The following is a 19,935-nucleotide window of genomic DNA, read 5'->3' as shown; positions in this document are numbered from 1 at the left end:
GCTCTCTTTGCTGGTGGGGTGACCGTACTCTTCTTTATCACAGGTGTTAGGTTATATGCTTCATGATGCCGAATCACGACTCGTTCTGTCAAGCGTTTTTTTCGAGCATGAGCGTGACCGGCCCGTCATTGACGAGGGCGACATCCATCATCGCCCCGAACTTCCCGGTCTCGACGACGAGCCCATGTGTCCGCAGCCGGTCATTGAACTTCTCGTAAAGCGTCTCTGCGATATCTGGCTTCGCCGCTTGCGTGAACGCGGGACGGCGTCCTTTTTGCGTATCGCCATAGAGCGTGAACTGCGACACGGACAACACCTTACCGGCGACGTCTTGAATCGACAAGTTCATCTTCTCGTCGGCATCCTCGAAGACGCGGAGGCCGGCCACCTTGTCGGCGAGCCAGTTCACTTCCGCCTCGGTGTCCTCATGCGTCACCCCGACGAGGAGAAGGTACCCGGCATCGATCGCACCGACGATTCTATCATCGACTGTGACCGATGCTTGTTTCACTCGTTGCAACAATACACGCACTGAAATCTTCCTCTCGTCACGTCATCATGACTCGGCTGACCGAGTACACGTCCGAAATCTGTTTGATTCGGTCGACGACTTTTTGCAGATGGTTCACGTTCGGAATCGAGATCGTCATCGAAATGCGGGCCTGTTTGTTCGTATCCCCGCGACCGCTGACCGCCACGATGTTCGTGTTCGTCGCCGAGACGGCTTGAAGCACGTCGTTCAAGAGGCCAGACCGGTCATATCCCGTGATCTCGATGTCGACGTTATAGTTCTTCTCTTTCGCTTGTCCGGCTTCCCACTCGACGGTAAGAAGGCGTTCTGGGTGTTGCTCGTTGATGATGTTCAAGCAGTCTTTCCGGTGAATCGAGACGCCACGTCCGCGCGTGATATAGCCGACAATCTCATCGCCCGGCACGGGGTTACAACAGCGGCTCATCCGGATGAGCATGTTGTCGATCCCTTTCACCGTCACGCCGGCCTCGGCCGTCTTCTTCTTCGGCGACTGGCTCACTTTCAGCTCGTTGATTGCATCAGACAGTTCGAGCTTCGGCTCTTTCCGTTGCTTCTCTGTCAACTTATGCGCGACTTGGGCCGCGGTGATACCGTGATAGCCGACAGCCGCATACATCTCTTCCTCGTTGCCGAAGTTGAACTTCTCGACGACGACGGCGAGCGCCTGGTCGTCGATGACTTCCTTCGGTTCGAAGCCAAGTTTCTTTATCTCGACCTCGACGAGCTCTTTCCCTTTCTCGACGTTCTCTTCGCGCTGTTGGCGCTTGAACCATTGACGAATCTTATTTTTCGCTTGGCTCGAGACGGCGAGTTTGAGCCAATCCTTGCTCGGCCCGTAACTGTGTTTCGACGTGATGATCTCGATGATGTCGCCGGTCTCGAGTTTATGGTCGAGCGGTACCATCCGTCCATTCACTTTCGCACCGGTCATCCGGTGACCGATCTCGGTGTGAATCCGATACGCATAGTCGATTGGGACAGAGCCTTTCGGCAACTCGAAGACGTCGCCTTTCGGTGTGAAGACGTACAGCATGTCGCTAAAGAAGTCGACTTTGAGCGACTCCATGAACTCTTCGGCATCGGTCGTATCTTTTTGTAACTCGAGAATCTCGCGAAGGTGGGCGATTTTTTCATCGAACCCGTTCGTCGCGACGTTTTTTCCTTCTTTATACGCCCAGTGCGCGGCAATCCCGAACTCGGCGATGAAGTGCATGTCTTTCGTGCGAATCTGCACTTCGAGCGGTTCACCTTTCGGTCCGATTACAGTCGTGTGAAGCGATTGATACATGTTCGGTTTCGGCATGGCGATGTAGTCCTTGAAGCGCCCTGGCATCGGTTTGTATTGCGTATGGATGATCCCGAGGACGGCGTAGCAGTCACGAATCGAATCGACGATAATCCGAACAGCCATCAAGTCATAAATCTCGTTGAATTCTTTTTTATGCTTCACCATTTTATTATAGATGGAATAGATGTGTTTCGGACGTCCGTTCACATCGGCCTCGATCGACACTTCTTCGAGGACTGCGTTCACTTCCGTGATGACCGACGTGACGAGTGCTTCTCGCTCGGTCCGTTTCTGCTTCATCATCGAGACGATCTTGTAGTATTGCTGCGGGTTGATATAACGTAACGAAATATCTTCGAGCTCCCACTTGATCGTCGAGATCCCCATCCGGTGTGCGAGTGGGGCAAAGATTTCTAGCGTCTCTTCGGCTTTTTGGACTTGCTTCTCTTTTGGCATATGTTGAAGCGTCCGCATATTGTGCAATCGGTCGGCGAGCTTAATCAAGATGACACGCACGTCTTCTGCCATCGCGATAATCATCTTACGATGGTTTTCGGCGAGCTCTTCTTTCTTCGACTTGTACTTGATTTTCCCGAGCTTCGTGACGCCATCGACGAGCATCGCCACATCCGCACCAAATTCATCCGCCAACTCCTTGAGCGTCACGTCCGTGTCTTCGACGACGTCGTGAAGGAGCGCCCCGATAATCGTCGTCGCGTCGAGTCCGATATCGACGAGAATCCCGGACACTTGGACCGGGTGGAGGATGTAAGGTTCGCCGGAACGTCTGAACTGACCGGTATGATGGCGTTTTGCGTATTCGTAAGCGCGCTTCACTTCGGCAATGTCGTCTTCACCCATATACTCCCCGAGCGCGTCGAGAAGGTCCTCAATACTTACGATTTGTTTTTTGGTCATAACATTCGACACCCTTTTTCTTACCGCCCCAATCGTCTCGGATTCGACGCAGCATCATAGTAGTGAACGTACATGTACATTCTAATTTTACTTACTATTATCAAAAAAATCTGACGACCTGTCAAAGGTTGCGGGTTATTTTACTCAAAAACTATTCAAAAAAGGGAAGCGTTCGCTTCCCTTTCAATCAATCTTCGTAACGGATGAGCGAGAAGACGTCATATCCTTCAAGACGCTCACGTCCGCCGAGGCCGTCAAGCTCAATCAAGAACCCGATTCCCGCGACGACACCGCCGAGTTGTTCGATCATTTTGATTGTCGCTTCAATCGTTCCACCTGTCGCGAGCAAATCGTCCAAGATGACGACTTGTTGACCTGGTTTGATTGAATCTTTGTGCATCGTCAAGATGTCCGTCCCGTACTCGAGACCGTAAGCGACACGCACCGTCTCGCGCGGCAATTTGCCTTCTTTACGGACCGGCACGAAGCCGAGCTCGAGTGCGTATGCAGCCGGGCAACCGACGACGAATCCACGCGCTTCAGGACCGGCGATGAGTTCTGCGCCGCGCTCCTGTGCGTAAGTGACGAGTTCGTCGACCGCTTTCTTATACGCGACACCGTCTTGCATAAGTGACGTGATGTCTTTGAAGCTGATTCCTTCTTTCGGGTAATCCGCTACTTCTTTAATATGTTGTTTGAAATCCATTTTATGAGTAAGCCTCCTGCATCTTGTTCGATCGCAACGTTTGTAACCGCTCTTTCAGTTCCGCCAACGACGCATAGACGTAACGCTCTTCGAGTTGTTGTTTACCGACTCGACGTTTGTAGCATGGCGCTTCCGTCAAATCACGCTTCGGCGCTTCCGGATTTACTCCAGGCAGTCCGTCTTCCATTGTAACAAGAAATTCGAGTTCAGAGAATACTTGATGCATAAATTGAATCGTATTTTTTGACCATTTTCGCTCGATTGACAGGCGAATCAAGTTTTCACGCAAGTTTTTCCGTTCGCACGTCGCCATGTGGACGTAATATGTTCGGAAATCCTCCCGTGTCGGCAACTTCTCGAACAGCGAGTCGCCTTGTCCGAACGCACAGTACACACGCTCGACCCCGTCATGGAGTCGGTCCGCGAGTTCAGATTCATCGTCCGGCAAGTCGAGTAAGACGACGAAGCGGTTGAGCGGCTCGTCACCTTCGTGGAGCGGGAACGGTTTAGACGTCCCTTGGAACGAGACGAATGACGTCGCATCTTTCGGCAACTCGTCGAGCTCTTGGAGCGACTTCTTCTTGCCGCGATAGTCGAACACTTGGAAATCGTCGACGCGCATATCTTGAATCATGAGTTGTGGTTTGCGCATCCCGTTCCATTCGTTCACCTGGAGGCTGCCCATGAGCGAGACGTGGGCCATCTTCGAGATTTCCGAGATGACGTGCCCAAAGCCGAACCCGATGCCGTCGAGTTCACGCTTGTCCCCGGCGAGCTGCACTTTCAAGTGTGAGTTGTCCCGGCCGATTTGGCGAATGTCCCGGAGCCGTGCGTCCGCGACGACGACACGCGGTGACGGGTTCCCCATCCCGAACGGGGCGAGCTTGTTAATCTCGGCGATCAAATCGAGCGTCACGTCGTTCACGTCGAGCTTCAAGTCGACGTTGACCCGGGCGACGAACGTCTCGTCCGGGATCGTTTCTGCCTGTTCGTTCAATCGTTTCCGGAGCTCGGCGACGTTCTCAGACAAGAGCGTCATCCCGGCCGCGGCCGGGTGTCCACCGAAGTGAGGGAGGATGTCTTCATTTTTCGACAGCTCCTTGAACAAGTCGAAGCCGTCAATCGAGCGGCCAGACCCCTTCGCCTTCCCCGTCTTCGGGTCGTGACAGAGCAAGATGACCGGGCGGTAATACGCCTCGACGAGTCGTGACGCGACGATTCCGACGACGCCAGGATTCCAGCGCTCGCTTGCGACGACGAGGACGCGGTCGTCCGTCATCGAGGCCTCGACGAGCTCGGTCGCCTCTTTCGCAATCGTCTTGACGATATCTTGGCGCTCTTTATTTTGTTTATCGAGTTGCTGCGCGAGCTCGAGCGCTTCGGCTTCCGTCTCGGCGAGAAGCATCTGCAAAGCCGGCATCGCGGAGTCGAGGCGTCCGGCTGCATTGATGCGAGGCCCGAACGCGAAGCCGACCGACTCCTCGGTAAGCGGCGCGTCCGTCAACGCGCACACTTCGCGCAACGCAAGGATACCGGGCCGTTTCGACTCGTCGAGCGCCTTCAGGCCGAGCTTCGCGAGGAGACGGTTCTCCCCGTCGAGCGGCACGAGGTCAGCGATCGTTCCGAGGACGGCCAAGTCGAGGAGCTCTGCCGGCATGCGGCCGAGCACCGCATGGGCGACCTTTAAGGCGACGCCGGCACCGGCCAACTTGTCGTACGGATAGGTAGCATCGATGTGCGGATGAATGATCGCGAACGCGTCCGGGAGCGTCTCTTTCGGCTCGTGGTGGTCGGTGAGAATCAAATCGACCCCGAGCTCTTTTAAGAGTGCCGTCTCTTCAATCCCAGAGATGCCGCAGTCGACCGTGATGATGAGCGTGAACCCTTCATTCGCGGCCCAACTGAACGCCTCTTTGTTCGGCCCGTACCCTTCTGTGAAGCGGTTCGGGATATAGCATTCGGCCATGACGCCAATCTCGGTCAAGGCGTGCCACATGACGGCCGAGGCGCTGACGCCATCGACGTCATAGTCCCCGTAGATGAGGACCATCTCGCCGTCGTCCGCGGCCCGTTTGATGCGCTCGACGACTTTCGTCATCTGTTCGAATAAGTATGGATCGTGAAACGTGAGCTCGTACTCGACGTGAAGAAACGCGCGCGCCGCCTCGACGTCAGCGTGCCCCCGCTCGACGAGCAACGTCGCGAGTTGAGGCGATATATTTAATTCGGTTTGGATTCGTTCAATCGCGGTCGCATCCGTCTCCGGATACACCCACCGTTTTTTTGCATGATACATGTCCTTCACTCCAATCAACTGTTGATTATATCAGAAGGAGCGAACGATGTGCCGTCTTGACATTTAAAAAGGTCCCCCGACCGAAGTCGGGAGACCTATGGATTACGCCTCTGGGGCGGGCTCTGCTTTCTTTTTGTTGAGCGTCATTTTTTTCAAAAGGAGCCAGAGGTATGAGGCGATGAAAATCGACGAGTACATACCCATGAACAGACCGACGAGAAGCGCGACCGAGAAGCCGCGAATCGATTCGGCGCCGAACACGTACAACGCGAGCGCTGTAAGAAGGACAGTGATGACCGTGTTGACCGAGCGGACGATCGTCTCTTGAATCGACTGGTTGATGATTGAACGGTAGACGTCCATCGATTTGATTTTCCGTTCTTTCTCATACGCCTGAATGTTCTCACGGACACGGTCGAACGTAACGATCGTATCGTTGACCGAGTAACCGATAATCGTCAAAATCGCAGCGACGAAGTACAAGTTGACTTCGATGCCAAAGATGGAGAACGCGACGATCATGAAGAAGGCATCATGAAGCATGGCGACGACAGTCGCGACCGCATACGAGAACTCGAAACGGAACGTGATATAGAGAATAATCCCGAGCGACGCGAGTGCGACCGCATAGATGGCGTTTCGGGCGATGTCACGACCGACTTCGGCCGAGACGGTGCTGATGTTCGGGTCGCTTCCGAACGTCTCCGTAAAGACGTCTTTGACAGATGCGACGTCTTGTTGCCCGAGCTGTCCGACGAACGTCACGTTTGCGAGCGTGCCGCCCTCCGCGTATTGGACCGACGAGATCGATTCGTCGACGCCCGCCTCGCGGAACGCTGCCTCGAGTTCTTCTTGTGACACTTGTGTCTCGGTTTGAACTTCAACCCGCGTCCCAGACGCGAAGTCAATCCCGAGGTTGAGGCCACGGAACAACAAGATGCCGAGACCGATGATGACGATGGCGCACGAGACGAGGAACATCGTACGCATATGTTTCACATAGTTCCATTCAGTGAGCTTAAAGTTCACGGATTTCACTCTCCTTCACACCAAACCATCCTTTGCGTTTGTCGAACAGACGACTTGAAACGAGGAGGTGCATCAAATAACGTGAGATGAAGACGTTCGAGATGAACGTCATCGCGATTGAGATCATAAGCATGATCGCGAAGCCTTTGACCGAGCTCGTCCCGAAGTAGAACAAGACCGCGGCCGAAATGAGCGTCGTCAAGTTGGCGTCAATGATCGTGCTAAGCGAGCGGCGGTTACCGGCACGGAACGCCGACAACACCGATTTCCCGGAACGGAGCTCATCTTTGATTCGCTCTGCCGTGATGATGTTCGCATCGACCGCCATCCCGACACCGAGGACGAGTGCGGCAATCCCTGGCAGCGTCAACACGGCATTGATGCCGTTAAAGAACAGCATGATCAAGTTGATATAGAGCACGAGCGTGATAATCGAGACGAGGCCCGGCAAACGATAGAAGAACAACATGAAGAAGAAGACCGCGGCAATCCCGATTAAGGACGCGAATACCGTCTTGTCGAGGGCGTCTTGGCCGAACTGAGCCGAGACCGACGTCGAGTAAATCTCTTCAAGTTTGACCGGGAGCGCACCGGCGTTCAAAATGTCAGCAAGGCGTTGGCCACTTTCGGCGTCGATGCCGCCACCTGAGATGATTGCTTTATCCGACAAAATTGGAGACGTGACGGATGCGTCCGAGACAATCTTCGAATTCTCTTTTTGAATCTCTTCTTCATATGTGTCGCCTTCTTCATAGTCTAACCAGATGACGAGACGGTTTTCTGGTGGTTGACGCTGCGCGATTTGCGATGTCACTTCACCGAACTTATCGGCCGACTGAAGCGTCAACTCAACGACCGGTTGACCTTGTTGATTATAGCTGAGGGCGGCCCCGCGCGGTGCGAGGTCTTTCCCGTCGAGGAGGACGTTGTCATCGATGTCACGGAACGTGAGCTGCGCTGTCGACGACAGCACTTCCCGCGCATCGTTTTGGTTCGATACGCCCGCGAGCTGGACGCGGATTCGGTTGCTGTCCTCGATGCGGATGTCTGGTTCCGATACCCCGAGGACGTTGACCCGGTTATTGATGGCGCGAACGGTTGCATTCATCGCCGACTGGTCGATGACGTCCCCGTCTTCGAGTGGCTGTACTTCATACAGCACTTCGAACCCGCCCTTTAGGTCGAGACCGAGGTTCGTGTTCTTCACGACCCACGGCGCCGTGAAGACGGCAAGTAGAATCGTTGCAATCATGATGACCGCAAAGATCGCGATATTCCCTTTTTTGTACATACGACAATTTCCTTTCTACACCACAGGTTCTGTTTGAAAATCTTCTCTCGTTAACATTACAAATATTCTAAACATTTATCAATCGTTTTCCTAAAATTGTAACACCAAAGCGACCATTTCCCACGTTTTAATTTGCGCAAGCGACTAAATGTTGCGCAAGGGCAAAACTTGATGTATGCTGAATTTATCGAAAACTCAAATTTTATGACAAAGGAGCTTTAACTTATGGATAGCACAATTGTTTACGCCTTTTTACTCACCTTGTTCGCCGGACTCGCGACCGGCATCGGGAGTATGATCGCGTTCTTCGCCAAACGGACGAATACGGCCTTCTTGTCCGTATCCCTCGGTTTCTCTGGCGGGGTCATGATTTATGTCTCGTTCGTCGAGATTTTCCCGAAAGCGCTCGAAGAACTGATCGGCGCCCACGGAGAACAGGCCGGGACGATTTATACCGTGCTCGCCTTTTTCGGTGGAATGCTCCTCATCGCGCTCATCGACAAGTTCATCCCGTCCCCTGAGAATCCGCACGAGGTCAAGTTCGTCGAGACGATGCAACACGACCCGTCCACACACGAGTTGGCTACGACAGCAACGGCACAGGCGCCTTTAAAAGAAGCGTCAAAAAAACGTCTCCATAAGATGGGACTGTTCATGGCGCTTGCGATCTCGATCCACAACTTCCCGGAAGGGCTCGCGACGTTCGTCTCGGCATTGAATGATCCTGCCGTCGGTCTCGCGATTGCTATCGCAATCGCCCTTCACAACATTCCAGAAGGGATTGCGGTGTCGGTCCCAATCTATTATGCGACCGGTTCCCGGAAAAAAGCGCTCAAGTATTCCTTCTTGTCAGGGCTTGCCGAACCGGCAGGCGCCATCGTCGGGTTCCTCATCCTCATGCCGTTCTTGAACGACACGATCTTCGGTCTGTTGTTCGCCGCGGTCGGAGGCATCATGGTGTTCATCTCGCTCGATGAATTGTTGCCAGCCGCACGAGAGTACGGTCGCGCCCATCATGCGGTCTATGGCATGGTCGCAGGGATGATGGTCATGGCGACGAGCCTCGTCCTGTTGATGTAACTGTTTGATTCACACGCGCATGAAAAAAGAGGTCGGAGAAACGTTCGTTTCTTCGACTTCTTTTATGTGTGTCTCACTGCTGATCTGACGTTTTGAATAAATGCACGAGGTCTTTTAATTCAACAGACATGTGGCTCATCGTTTCGGCGATGCCGTTAATCTCTTGAATCGCCGCAAGTTGCTGCTCGACGTTTGCGCCTGCTTCTTCGACACGTTGTTGTGTCGACATGGCGTTCGTTGACATATCCTCGACCGAGACGGCGACTTCCGTCGTGTTCGCGCTCACTTCTTCGGTCGCGGCCGCGATCTCGCCCATCTGACGGGACGTCTCTTGAATGACGGAGACGATCTCTTTGAACGCTTCCGCGACCTCGCCCATTTGCGCCACCCCGTTCGTGACGTGTCCGCTCGTCACGTCGAACGCCGACTCGACTTGTTTCGTGTCGCGCTGGATGTCACCGACGACCGCCTGAATTTGTTTGGCCGACTGTTTCGATTCCTCAGCGAGCTTTCGGACTTCGGCCGCGACGACGGCGAATCCTTTCCCGTGTTCCCCGGCTCGGGCGGCTTCGATTGCGGCGTTCAATGCGAGCAAGTTCGTCTGCTCGGTGATGGCCGTAATCGAGCGTGTGATCTTCTCAATTTCGAGCGACTGATTCGACAGACGTTTCACCATCTGCTCGGTCAAATCGTTCGCCCGTTGAATCTCTTGCATTCTCGCCTCGGCGAGTTGAATCGTCTCGAGTCCCCCGCTCGCCGCTTCGAGCGTATGGATCGTTTGCTCGTTGACGCCTTGGGAGGCCGCTGCGATTTGATTCAGACCGAGGACGGCTTGGTTGACGCCTGACGTCCCTTCCTCGGCCCGTCTCGCCGATACTTGGGCGGCGAGGTTCATCTCTTCAAATAAACCGGCGACACCTTGCGTCGTCGTGGCGACGTGATCGGTGCTCGAATATAGGTTCTCCGAATAGGCGGTCACTTTTTCAGACGCTGCCCCGACTTGACGAATCAAGCCGACAAGATTTCGTTTCATATCATTGAACGCTGACACGAGGTCACCGAGTTCGTCGTTTGACTCAACGTCGATATCCCCTCCTGTCAAATCACCTTCTGCGACGACGCGCGCTTCTTTCACAAGACGATTGATCGGTCGAAGGAACAGCTTTTGTAGGGCGATGAGAGAAAAGACGCCCACTCCGACACCGATGACACTAATGACGATCATCCAAACAATCGATTGTCCTGCCCCAGCCTGCACCGCATCCGTCTCCTCTGCCAGAAGTTCAGTTTGGTGAGCGACAAGGTCGGTCACGGTCATCCGGACGCGATCGGTCGTCGGCGTCACGCTTGTATTGAGCACCGTTTTGAAGCCGATCTCGTCTTGTTGTTGCCGCAGGTCGATCGCGCGAGCCATCTCTGTGTCGAGGTGTTGATTGAATTTTTCTAAGTCGGCAATCTTACCGAGTACCGTCTCGTCGGCCGAAGCTGCTTTTAACGAACTCATCAACTCGTCCCGCTTGGATTGCGTCGCTTCCAAGCTGATGAGCGTCTTCGGGTTTGAGACGAGCAAATAGTAATTTAAATACCGCTCCGCATCGGTCACGGTGAGCGCCAAGTCTTCGGCAATTAACATCTGCTTGACCCCTTCATTTAAGACCCGGTCATAGTCAGACGTCGCCCGCTGTAGCTGGTACGATCCAAGTCCCCCGACGAGGAGGAGTGCGATGATTGTCGGTACGAGGGCGACCGCCATCTTCCGGCGCATCGACGCCCGTCCTCTCTGTTTCTTCGGTCGCACCCGCCGTCTCCAGTTCGTCAACGGGCGAAGCAATCGTTTCACGTCCATATCCATTCTCCTTCGTTTCCAAATTCTTCTCAATATGACATTAATGCAAACGTTTTCATGATTCAATTTGATTTTTGGAAATGAGGTCGATGTTTCGACGTATTGACGAAGTTTGACAAAAATCAGTCACTTCCGTTATTCTTTTAATCGTAACGATTACTATTTAAGAGGTGCATGATGATTTCTTCCCATACACGTTTATTGATTATCGGCGGCGGGATCCACGGAACGACGCTTGCCGTCTCCTATCTCGAACAAGGCGGCGCTCTCGACGACGTCTTGATCATTGATGCGGACGAACGACTGCTCGATAACTGGAAACGGCAGACGTCCACAATCGAGATGACGCATTTGCGGTCGACGCGTGTGCATCACGTCTCGTCGAACCCCCACGCCTTGAAACAGTTCGCAAGCCGACACGACTACGGCTCGCATCACTTCAAAGATCGCTTCGGACGACCCTCGCTCGCCATGTTCAACGACCACTGTGAACAGACGATTGAAGCGTTAGGGCTTCCTGCCCGGTTTATTGGAAACGAGGCAGTCGAATCAATCGAGCGACACGAGACGTTCGTCATTCAAACGACGAATCGACGCATCACGGCCGATACGGTCATCGTTTCGACCGGACAGTCGAACACGATGCACGTGCCAGAATGGGCGACTCTGTCGACATGTCGCCACGTCTTCTCAAAATCAGAAAGTGAGGAACAGGAGAACGTGACGGTCGTCGGCGGCGGGATTACGGCACTCCACTATGCGATTGCCCGGGTGAACAAAGGGCATCACGTCACGCTCGTCACGAAACGTCCGCTCGAAGTGAGTCAATTCGACGCCGACCGCAGTTTCATGGGACCAAAAGGGCTACGGGCCTTCCATCGTCTTGAAGACAATTGGCGTGACAAGCGAGAATTCGTGAAGCGAGAACGAAAACCTGGCTCGTCACCGAACGATCTCGTCTTAAAGATCAAACGGCTCATCTTGACGGGCCGAGTCCGCCACCTAATTGGCGAAACGGTCCGTGACGGCGAGACACTCTATGTCGATGGACAGGCCGTCCCGTCTGAAGAGGTCGTCTGTTGTACCGGCATCCGTCCGCTCGAGCCGAGCCAATCGTTCTTACGTCCGCTCCTAGAGCAGTTGTCTTTACCGCTCACCCCGTGCGGTACGCCGGTCCTCGACGACACGCTCGCTTGGACTGACGGTCTCTATATGACCGGACCCTACGCCGACCTCGTGCTCGGACCGTTCGCCCGGGCCATTTATGGCGGCCAAGAAGCGGCACGACGCATCGTCCCGCAACTCTTGAAGGCAAAACAAAAAGTCTGACCGGATTCGGTCAGACTTTTTTGCTTACTCCGCGAACGAAGCGTTTGCTTTTTTGACGACTTCAGCGATCGCGCTCCGGTTGAAACGGAGAAGCGACTGGTCGCACTTCAAGACGACTTGCGTGTCTTCGATTTGGTGGACGACGCCGTGAAGGCCGCCGATTGTTACGACGTGATCCCCACGCTCAAGCGCGTTTTGCATCGATTGAACTTCTTTCTGACGTTTCGTCTGCGGACGAATCAACAAGAAGTAGAATACGACGAAGATAAGGATCATCGGTAATAGTGCTACGAGAGTTTCCATGCGTAAATTCACCCTTTCCTTCAATATCAGGTTCATTATACCGTGAAACTGAATCGTTGTCACACAATGACTGTGGAAGAATTAGAAATTCTTGGCGTTCGGTTTGTTATACCCATATTCTTCGAAAAACTCTTCCTTGAAATCAAGGAGACGGTCTTCACGAATCGCTTGGCGCACTTGCTCCATCAACTTGACGAGGAAATGGAGGTTGTGCGTCGAGCAGAGGTGGAGGCCGAACATCTCGTCGGCACGAATCAAGTGGTGGACGTATGCGCGCGAGTAGTTTTTACACGTGTAGCAGTCACACTTCTCATCGATTGGACCGAAGTCGGTCTTATGTTTCGCGTGCTTGATCGTGACGCGCCCTTTCGACGTCATGAGCGTCCCGTTACGGGCGATTCGCGTCGGCAAGACGCAGTCGAACATGTCGATCCCGCGAATCGAGCCTTCGATCAATGCGTCCGGCGAGCCGACGCCCATCAAATAGCGTGGCTTATCTTCGGGCATGAACGGCGTCGTGAACTCGAGCGCGCGGTACATGACGTCTTTCGGTTCACCGACTGACAAGCCCCCGACCGCATAACCCGGGAAATCGAGCGACACGAGGTCGGCCGCACTTTGACGACGGAGATCTTCGTACTCACCGCCTTGAATGATCCCGAACAACGCCTGATCCTGCGGACGTTCGTGCGCTTCGAGGCAACGCTCCGCCCAGCGGCTTGTCCGTTCGACCGATTTCTTCATGTATTCATGGGTCGCCGGGAATGGCGGGCACTCGTCGAACGCCATCATGATGTCCGACCCGAGCGCGTTTTGAATCTCCATCGCCTTCTCTGGTGAGAGGAACAGCTTGTCCCCGTTCAAATGGTTGCGGAAGTGGACGCCTTCTTCCTGGATGTTACGAAGGTCGGCGAGCGAGAACACTTGGAACCCGCCCGAGTCCGTCAAGATGGCGCCGTCCCAGTTCATGAACTTATGAAGGCCGCCCGCTTGTTTGACGACTTCGTGTCCCGGACGAATCCATAAGTGGTACGTGTTCGACAGGATGATGTTCGCGCCCATCGCCTTGACTTGTTCCGGCGCCATCGTCTTGACGCTCGCTTGCGTCCCGACCGGCATGAAGACAGGTGTCTCGAACGAGCCGTGCGGCGTATGGACGATTCCGTGCCGCGCCCCTGTCTGTTTACATGTGTGGATGTGTTCGTATGTGACTGCGTGTTTGGTCATTTGTTCTCTTCCTTCCTCGTGATGAGCATCGCATCTCCAAAACTGAAGAAGCGGTAACGTTCTTGTACCGCGGTACGGTAGGCGTTCAAGATGATGTCGCGTGACGCGAACGCCGAGACGAGCATGACGAGCGTCGACTTCGGCAAGTGGAAGTTCGTGATGAGCCCGTCAATCGCCTGTAGGTCGACCCCTGGGTAGATAAAGATGTCCGTCCAGCCCGATGACTCGACGAAGTCCCCATGGTCGCGCACGATCGTCTCGAGCGTCCGGGTCGATGTCGTCCCGACGGCGAAGACGCGGCCGCCGTTTGCACGGACGTCGCGAAGTGCGTTTGCCGACGCATCAGACAACTCGAAATATTCACTGTGCATCGTATGCTCTTCTATCGAATCGGCCGTCACCGGACGGAACGTGCCGAGCCCGACGTGGAGCGTAAGCGGGATGAGCTTGACGCCTTTCGCCTGTGCCGCCTCGAGCAGTTCTTCCGTGAAGTGCAGTCCCGCCGTCGGTGCGGCCGCACTCCCGCGCTCTTTCGCATATACCGTCTGATAGCGGTCCTGATCATCGAGCTGTTCGCGAATGTACGGCGGGAGCGGCATCGTACCGAGCTCATCTAAGATCTCATAGAAGATGCCGTCATAGTCGAACTTGAAGCGACGTCCGCCTTCCGGGAGCTCCTCGACACACTCGGCACGGAGCAGTCCATCACCGAACTCGACGATGGCGCCGACGCGCACTTTCTTCGCCGGTTTGACGAGCGCTTCCCAGACGTCGTCCTCTGTCTGTTTCAAGAGCAGCAGCTCGACTTTCCCACCCGTCTCTTGTTTCGCCCCGAACAATCGGGCCGGCAAGACGCGCGAGTCGTTGACGACGAGGGCGTCGCCTGTCTGTAAATAGTCGAGCACGTCACGGAAATGACGGTGCTCGATGTCGCCCGTGTCGCGGTCGAGGACCAAGAGGCGTGAGCTCGTCCGGTCGAGAAGCGGCACTTGGGCGATTAGTTCTTCTGGCAACTCAAAATCATAGTCGTTGACGTTTAATTGAATGTCTTGCATAGCGTTACTCCTCTTCATAACCAAAATGCGTCTTTGCGTACTGGGTGATCATCCGTCCACGCGGGGTGCGCTGGAGGAATCCTTGTTGCAACAAATACGGCTCATACACGTCCTCGATCGTCTGGGCGTCTTCCCCAATCGTCGCAGCGAGCGTCTCGAGCCCGACCGGTCCGCCGCCGAATCGTTCGACCATCGCCCGCAATAGCCGGTGGTCGACCTCATCGAGCCCGAGCGCGTCGACGTGCAACCGGTCGAGCGCGCTTGAAGCGAGCTCTGGATTGATCTCTTTCGTCCCCGCCACTTGGGCGAAGTCACGGACGCGGCGCAATAGCCGGTTGGCGATTCGCGGCGTGCCGCGCGAGCGTTTCGCAATCGCCCCGCTCGCCTCTGGTGAGATCGATAGTCGGAACAGTTGGGCCGTCCGGCTGACGATGGCGGCGAGCTCGTGCGTCTCGTAATATTCGAGTTTGAGCGTCACACCGAAGCGGTCACGGAGCGGGGCCGATAACATGCCGGCCCGTGTCGTCGCGCCGACGAGCGTGAACGGCGGCAAGTCGATGCGGACGCTTCGTGCCATCTCGCCTTGCCCGTAGACGATATCGAGACAGTAGTCTTCCATCGCCGGATAAAGAATTTCTTCAATCGTCCGGCTGAGTCGATGAATCTCGTCGATGAACAAGACGTCACCCGGTTCGAGCGTCGATAAAATCGCCGCTAGGTCACCTGGCCGCTCGATCGCAGGACCCGCTGTCGTCTTGATGCCGACGCCCATCTCGTTGGCGATGATTTGGGCGAGCGTCGTCTTCCCGAGCCCCGGAGGACCGTAGAGGAGGACGTGGTCGAGCGTTTCACGGCGCAACTTCGCCGCCTGAATGAAGATCGACAAGTTGCCCTTTGCCTTCTCTTGTCCGATATACTGCTCGAACTTTTGCGGGCGCAGGCTCCACTCTTCTGAGTCTTCATATTGTTGATGGGATTGTGACAACAACCGTTCGTCCATAGCTTCCTCCTTATTTCAACAACAACTGCAAGGCGCGCTTTATGTAAGCGTCTGTCGTCAGGATTTCTGAATTCAGTTCTTTACGGACACGGGCAATCTCACGCTCCGAGTAGCCGAGGGCGACGAGCGCTTCGCATGCCTCGTCGAGTTCCGATGCGCCTTGGGCGAACAAGCCTGTCTGCGGCACATAGTCCGGTGCGAGTTCGGAGAGCTTCCCTTTCAAGTCGAGCGCCATCTGTTTGGCCGTCTTCTTACCGACGCCCGGGAACTTCGTCAAATACTTCTCATTCTCCGTCTCAATCGCATCGATGAGCGCATCCATGTCGCCCGATGCGACGATGGCGAGCGCCCCTTTCGGTCCGATGCCGTTGACGCCGAGCAATTTATTGAACAGCTCGCGCTCCCGGCGTGACCGGAAGCCGTATAGCGTCTGTTGGTCTTCGCGCACGTAATGATGCGTAAATACGATTACATGTTCGTCTTGTTCACGATAAAAAAACGGGTTAGGCACATGTACTTTGTAGCCGACGCCCGAAACATCCAACGTTATATATTCCGCACACACATAGGCGACGGAGCCTTTTACGAATTCAATCACGGTCATATCTCCTCTTCATAGGAAAACTGCATTCATTGTACCATAACCATCGTCACGAAAAAAGGACAGGCGATTGCCTGTCCTTAGCGTGCGAGCATCCGCTCGAGAGCGCGCGTCGCCCATTTCGTCGTCTCTTGATCGACGCGGATGATATTGACGGGTTCTGTCTCGAGTGACTCGAGTGCCCAGAGAAGATGCGGTAGGTCGATGCGGTTCATCGTCAGGCACGGACACATGTACGGGTTGAGCGAGACGATGTCCTGCTCGGGGTGCGTCGCGGCGAGTCGGTTGACCAAATTCATCTCGGTGCCGACGGCCCACTTCGTCCCCGGCGCGCTCACCTCGATTTGGTCGATGATGTACGACGTCGACCCGGCCTCGTCCGCCGCCTGAACGACGTCGAACGTACATTCCGGATGAACGATGATGCGTCGCTCCGGGTCATGCTTCCGTAGCGCTTCGATTTGGGCGACGTTGAACTTCTCATGGACCGAGCAGTGCCCTTTCCATAGAATGACGCGGACGTCCTCGATGTCACCCTCATAGACGAGACGTTCCCGGAGCGGGTCCCAGACGGCCATCGCCTCGAGCGGCACGCCCAAGTCATATGCCGTGTTCCGCCCGAGATGTTGGTCCGGCAAGAACAAGATCCGTTCGCCCGCCTCGAGCGCCCAGCGCACGATGTCATGCGCGTTCGACGACGTGACGGTCGCCCCGCCATGTTTCCCGACGAACGCCTTGATCGCCGCCGTCGAGTTGACGTATGTGATCGGGATGATGCTGTCACCGAGCAAATCTGTCAGCTCTTCCCACGCGACTTCAGTCTGATCGATATCGGCCATGTCGGCCATCGAACACCCGGCCCGCATATCCGGCAAGATGACGAGCTGATCGTCTCGCGTCAGCATGTCGGCCGTCTCGGCCATGAAATGGACGCCACAGAAGACGATGAACTCCGCCTCGCTCATCTGTTCGGCGAGCCGTGCGAGCTGGAGCGAATCCCCGGTCGCGTCCGCGAACTGGACGACCTCGTCCTTTTGGTAATGGTGGGCTGGCAAGAACAGGCGGCTGCCGAGCCGTGCCTTGATGGCTTCGATTCGTTGTTCCATCTGTTCAACCGTCAAATCAGCGTATCGCGCTGGCATCGTTCCGAGTAACTGCATGTTTGATTCCTCCTAATAAATTCAAGCTACAATCGAGCGCCGTCACCGAATGGGTCAACTGCCCGACCGAGATGACGTCGACGCCCGTGCCGCGATAGGCAACAATCGTCTCGACGGTGATGCCGCCCGACGCCTCCGTCTTGATGTGACTTGGGACGAACGTTCGCCACACCTTCAGTTCTTCTGGCGCCCGGTTGTCGAATAGGATGATGTCGGCGTTCGCCTTGATCGCCTCATGTAACTGCTCGAGCGTCTCGACCTCGACTTCGATCGGTGTCGTATGGCCGACGAGCGTCCGCGCCCGGGCGACCGCGTTCGTGATGCCGCCGAGCGCCGTGATATGGTTGTCTTTAATCATGACGGCGTCGTCGAGGCGGAGCCGGTGATTCTTCCCGCCTCCCGAGCGGACGGCGTGCTTCTCGAGCATGCGCAGTCCCGGTGTCGTCTTCCGCGTGTCCGTGACGGCGATCGTCGGGTCATCGAGCGCCTCGATGCAGCGCCGGGTCATCGTGGCGATGCCACTCAAGTGTTGGACGAGGTTGAGCAGCACCCGTTCCGTCTCGAGAAGCGTCCGTGTCTTCCCCCGCAACGTGAAGAGCTCATCCCCGATTGAGACGTTCGTGCCGTCCGAGAGGCATGATTCGACGACGAGCCGTTGCATGTGGGCCAGCTCCAAGACGACGTCCATACCACAGAACACCCCGTCCATTTTGGCGGTGACCGTGGCAAGTGACGTCTCGCGCTGGTCAATCAGTCCACTCGATAGATCACCGAAACCGATGTCCTCATGTAGATACGCCGTCAGCTGTTCGCGTAAAGCAATCTTGTTCATATGTATCCTCCGTCCTGATCATGGCATGGGCCAAGAGCCGCGCCGCTTGCAGACTCAACGTCTGTTCACTTAATTGTCTTGTCACGTGTTTCGTCCGTGCCAGTTGTTGGGTATTTTCTAAGAAACTAGCGATTTTGCCTACATGCGGCGAGATTGTCAACCATTCCCCTATCTGTTGCCGATAGCGGCCGAACAGATCATCCGACACCTCAAACCCGGTCGTCTCGTTCACCGTGAACGGCTTCTCCTCCACTACCATCGCCGCCGCCACCCGTTTTCCGAACACCCAGCATTCGAGTAATGAGTTTGACGCGAGCCGATTCTGTCCATGGACGCCCGTATCGGCGACTTCACCGACCGCGTATAGTCCTGCGACCGTCGTTCGTCCATAGGCGTCAACGCCGACACCGCCCATATGGAAATGCAGTCCCGGTCGGACCGGGATGCGTCGGACGTCAATCCCGTGTGCGACACACGTCGCCATCAGTTTCGGGAACCGCTCCCCGATCCGTTCGACACGACTCGTATCCAAGTACACCGGGCCTGTATGGTCCGTAAGCTCACGGGCGACCTCATCCCTCGGGGCGAGGCTGCCGAGGGGGTGCTGTTCCATCACATGTCGTCCGGACGCGTCGACGAGTTTGGCGCCCGCCCCGCGTAGCGCTTCCGTCACGAGATGGGGTGAATCGACCGCGAGCAGCGTCGGATGAAACTGGATCCGGGACAAGTTCGAGAGTCGTGCCCCGACCGCTGCCGCCAAGACGAGCCCGTCCCCTGTGACCGATCGACAGTTCGACGTCCAGTCGACGAGTCCCCCGATGCCGCCTGTCGCGAGGACGACGGCCCCGGCCTGCACGTGGAGACGCGTCTCGCCGTTGAAACCGGTCGCTCCGCTCACACGGTCGTCCGTCTTCGTCAACGTATCGATGAGGACGTGCTCCATGACGGTCACGTGATCCGGGAGCTTGCGGCGAAGCGTCGCCATCATATGGCGCCCCGTCTCATCGCCACCGACGTGAAAGATGCGATTTTGGCCATGTGCCCCTTCTCGCCCGACCGCGTACCCGGTCTCATCGCGGTCGAAAGGGATACCGAAACGTTCCAGCTCTTGAATCGCCGTCCGTCCTTCCTCGACGAGCGTATGGACACGGTCGGGTTCGGCCGCGTGTTTCGAGGCGACGAGCGTATCCCGCTCATGATCGACGCTCGACGGCTCCAAGTACGAGCTCGCAATCCCTCCTTGGGCCAAGTCCGAATTCGTACTCGTTCGTTCATGCTTGGAGACGAGCAGGACGCTCAACGTCGGGGGCAGATGGAGGGCGACCGTCACGGCCGCCAAGCCGGTGCCGATAATCAACACATCGACTTTTTCAAACTGTAAAGACATCTGTATATCACCTGTTTTTCATATGTAATGTTGACTTGTAAACTAGTTTCGCATA

The 19,935-nt window shown here is 55.5% G+C and carries 15 protein-coding genes, 1 pseudogene and 1 other annotated feature (1 of these 17 running past the window's edge); of the genes and pseudogenes, 2 read left to right on the top strand and 14 right to left on the bottom strand.

Annotated features, from left to right (window positions below; all coding sequences use genetic code 11):
* Positions 1-50: a binding site (T-box leader), on the bottom strand; it reaches 186 nt to the left of the window's first position.
* 38 nt (positions 51-88) lie between these two features.
* The 5 genes and pseudogenes from dtd to secD form a co-directional block, all read right to left on the bottom strand.
* Positions 89-532: a D-aminoacyl-tRNA deacylase gene (dtd, locus tag RT52_RS13670; protein WP_034809659.1), complete on the bottom strand. Its 444-nt coding sequence runs from the start codon at positions 530-532 to the stop codon at positions 89-91.
* Positions 533-548: 16 nt separating this feature from the next.
* Positions 549-2,738, bottom strand: coding sequence for a RelA/SpoT family protein (locus RT52_RS13665; RefSeq protein WP_034817971.1), 2,190 nt, complete (start codon positions 2,736-2,738; stop codon positions 549-551).
* A 187-nt stretch (positions 2,739-2,925) separates the two neighbouring features.
* A complete protein-coding gene (locus RT52_RS13660; protein WP_034809662.1) occupies positions 2,926-3,444 on the bottom strand; it encodes an adenine phosphoribosyltransferase in 519 nt (172 codons plus the stop codon).
* Position 3,445: 1 nt separating this feature from the next.
* The gene (recJ, locus tag RT52_RS13655) at positions 3,446-5,740 is read right to left on the bottom strand and encodes a single-stranded-DNA-specific exonuclease RecJ (protein WP_034817970.1); all 2,295 of its coding nucleotides are present in this window, start codon (positions 5,738-5,740) and stop codon (positions 3,446-3,448) included.
* Between the two features lie 102 nt (positions 5,741-5,842).
* A pseudogene (secD, locus tag RT52_RS17685) lies at positions 5,843-8,060 on the bottom strand (protein translocase subunit SecD).
* 225 nt (positions 8,061-8,285) lie between these two features.
* On the opposite strand from secD, the gene zupT reads away from it, so the two are divergent.
* Positions 8,286-9,140 carry a zinc transporter ZupT gene (zupT, locus tag RT52_RS13645; RefSeq protein ID WP_034817969.1) on the top strand — a complete coding sequence of 285 codons (855 nt, stop codon included), beginning with the start codon at positions 8,286-8,288 and terminating at the stop codon, positions 9,138-9,140.
* 73 nt (positions 9,141-9,213) lie between these two features.
* Here the strand turns inward: zupT and RT52_RS13640 are convergent, their stop codons facing one another.
* On the bottom strand, positions 9,214-10,986 hold the full coding sequence (locus RT52_RS13640; protein ID WP_034817968.1) for a methyl-accepting chemotaxis protein: 1,773 nt from the start codon (positions 10,984-10,986) through the stop codon (positions 9,214-9,216).
* A 177-nt stretch (positions 10,987-11,163) separates the two neighbouring features.
* Between RT52_RS13640 and RT52_RS13635 the strand changes: the two genes are divergently transcribed.
* Positions 11,164-12,315, top strand: coding sequence for an FAD-dependent oxidoreductase (locus RT52_RS13635; RefSeq protein WP_034817967.1), 1,152 nt, complete (start codon positions 11,164-11,166; stop codon positions 12,313-12,315).
* Between the two features lie 24 nt (positions 12,316-12,339).
* Here the strand turns inward: RT52_RS13635 and yajC are convergent, their stop codons facing one another.
* From yajC to RT52_RS13595, 8 genes are all read right to left on the bottom strand, one after another.
* Complete coding sequence (gene yajC, locus RT52_RS13630) at positions 12,340-12,618, bottom strand: preprotein translocase subunit YajC (protein WP_034817966.1); 279 nt, start codon at positions 12,616-12,618, stop codon at positions 12,340-12,342.
* Between the two features lie 81 nt (positions 12,619-12,699).
* Positions 12,700-13,845 carry a tRNA guanosine(34) transglycosylase Tgt gene (gene tgt / locus RT52_RS13625; protein ID WP_034817965.1) on the bottom strand — a complete coding sequence of 382 codons (1,146 nt, stop codon included), beginning with the start codon at positions 13,843-13,845 and terminating at the stop codon, positions 12,700-12,702.
* Positions 13,842-14,900, bottom strand: coding sequence for a tRNA preQ1(34) S-adenosylmethionine ribosyltransferase-isomerase QueA (gene queA, locus RT52_RS13620; protein WP_034817964.1), 1,059 nt, complete (start codon positions 14,898-14,900; stop codon positions 13,842-13,844). Before queA ends, tgt begins: the two co-directional genes overlap by 4 nt.
* A 4-nt stretch (positions 14,901-14,904) precedes the next feature.
* Complete coding sequence (gene ruvB, locus RT52_RS13615; protein WP_034817963.1) at positions 14,905-15,900, bottom strand: Holliday junction branch migration DNA helicase RuvB; 996 nt, start codon at positions 15,898-15,900, stop codon at positions 14,905-14,907.
* A 10-nt stretch (positions 15,901-15,910) separates the two neighbouring features.
* Positions 15,911-16,498: a Holliday junction branch migration protein RuvA gene (ruvA, locus tag RT52_RS13610; RefSeq protein ID WP_034818028.1), complete on the bottom strand. Its 588-nt coding sequence runs from the start codon at positions 16,496-16,498 to the stop codon at positions 15,911-15,913.
* An 83-nt stretch (positions 16,499-16,581) separates the two neighbouring features.
* On the bottom strand, positions 16,582-17,661 hold the full coding sequence (gene nadA / locus RT52_RS13605) for a quinolinate synthase NadA (RefSeq protein WP_034817962.1): 1,080 nt from the start codon (positions 17,659-17,661) through the stop codon (positions 16,582-16,584).
* Positions 17,624-18,493, bottom strand: a complete 870-nt coding sequence (gene nadC, locus RT52_RS13600) for a carboxylating nicotinate-nucleotide diphosphorylase (RefSeq protein ID WP_034817961.1) — start codon at positions 18,491-18,493, stop codon at positions 17,624-17,626. Before nadC ends, nadA begins: the two co-directional genes overlap by 38 nt.
* Positions 18,447-19,880 (bottom strand): L-aspartate oxidase, encoded by a 1,434-nt coding sequence (locus RT52_RS13595; protein ID WP_034817960.1) that lies wholly within the window; start codon positions 19,878-19,880, stop codon positions 18,447-18,449. Before RT52_RS13595 ends, nadC begins: the two co-directional genes overlap by 47 nt.
* Positions 19,881-19,935 lie beyond the last annotated feature (55 nt).

Origin of the sequence: Exiguobacterium alkaliphilum 12/1 (assembly GCF_000714435.1) — a bacterium.
Lineage (GTDB): Bacteria > Bacillota > Bacilli > Exiguobacteriales > Exiguobacteriaceae > Exiguobacterium > Exiguobacterium alkaliphilum.
The sequence above is the reverse complement of the archived record's forward strand: the minus strand, read 5'-3'. Positions and strand labels throughout refer to the sequence as shown.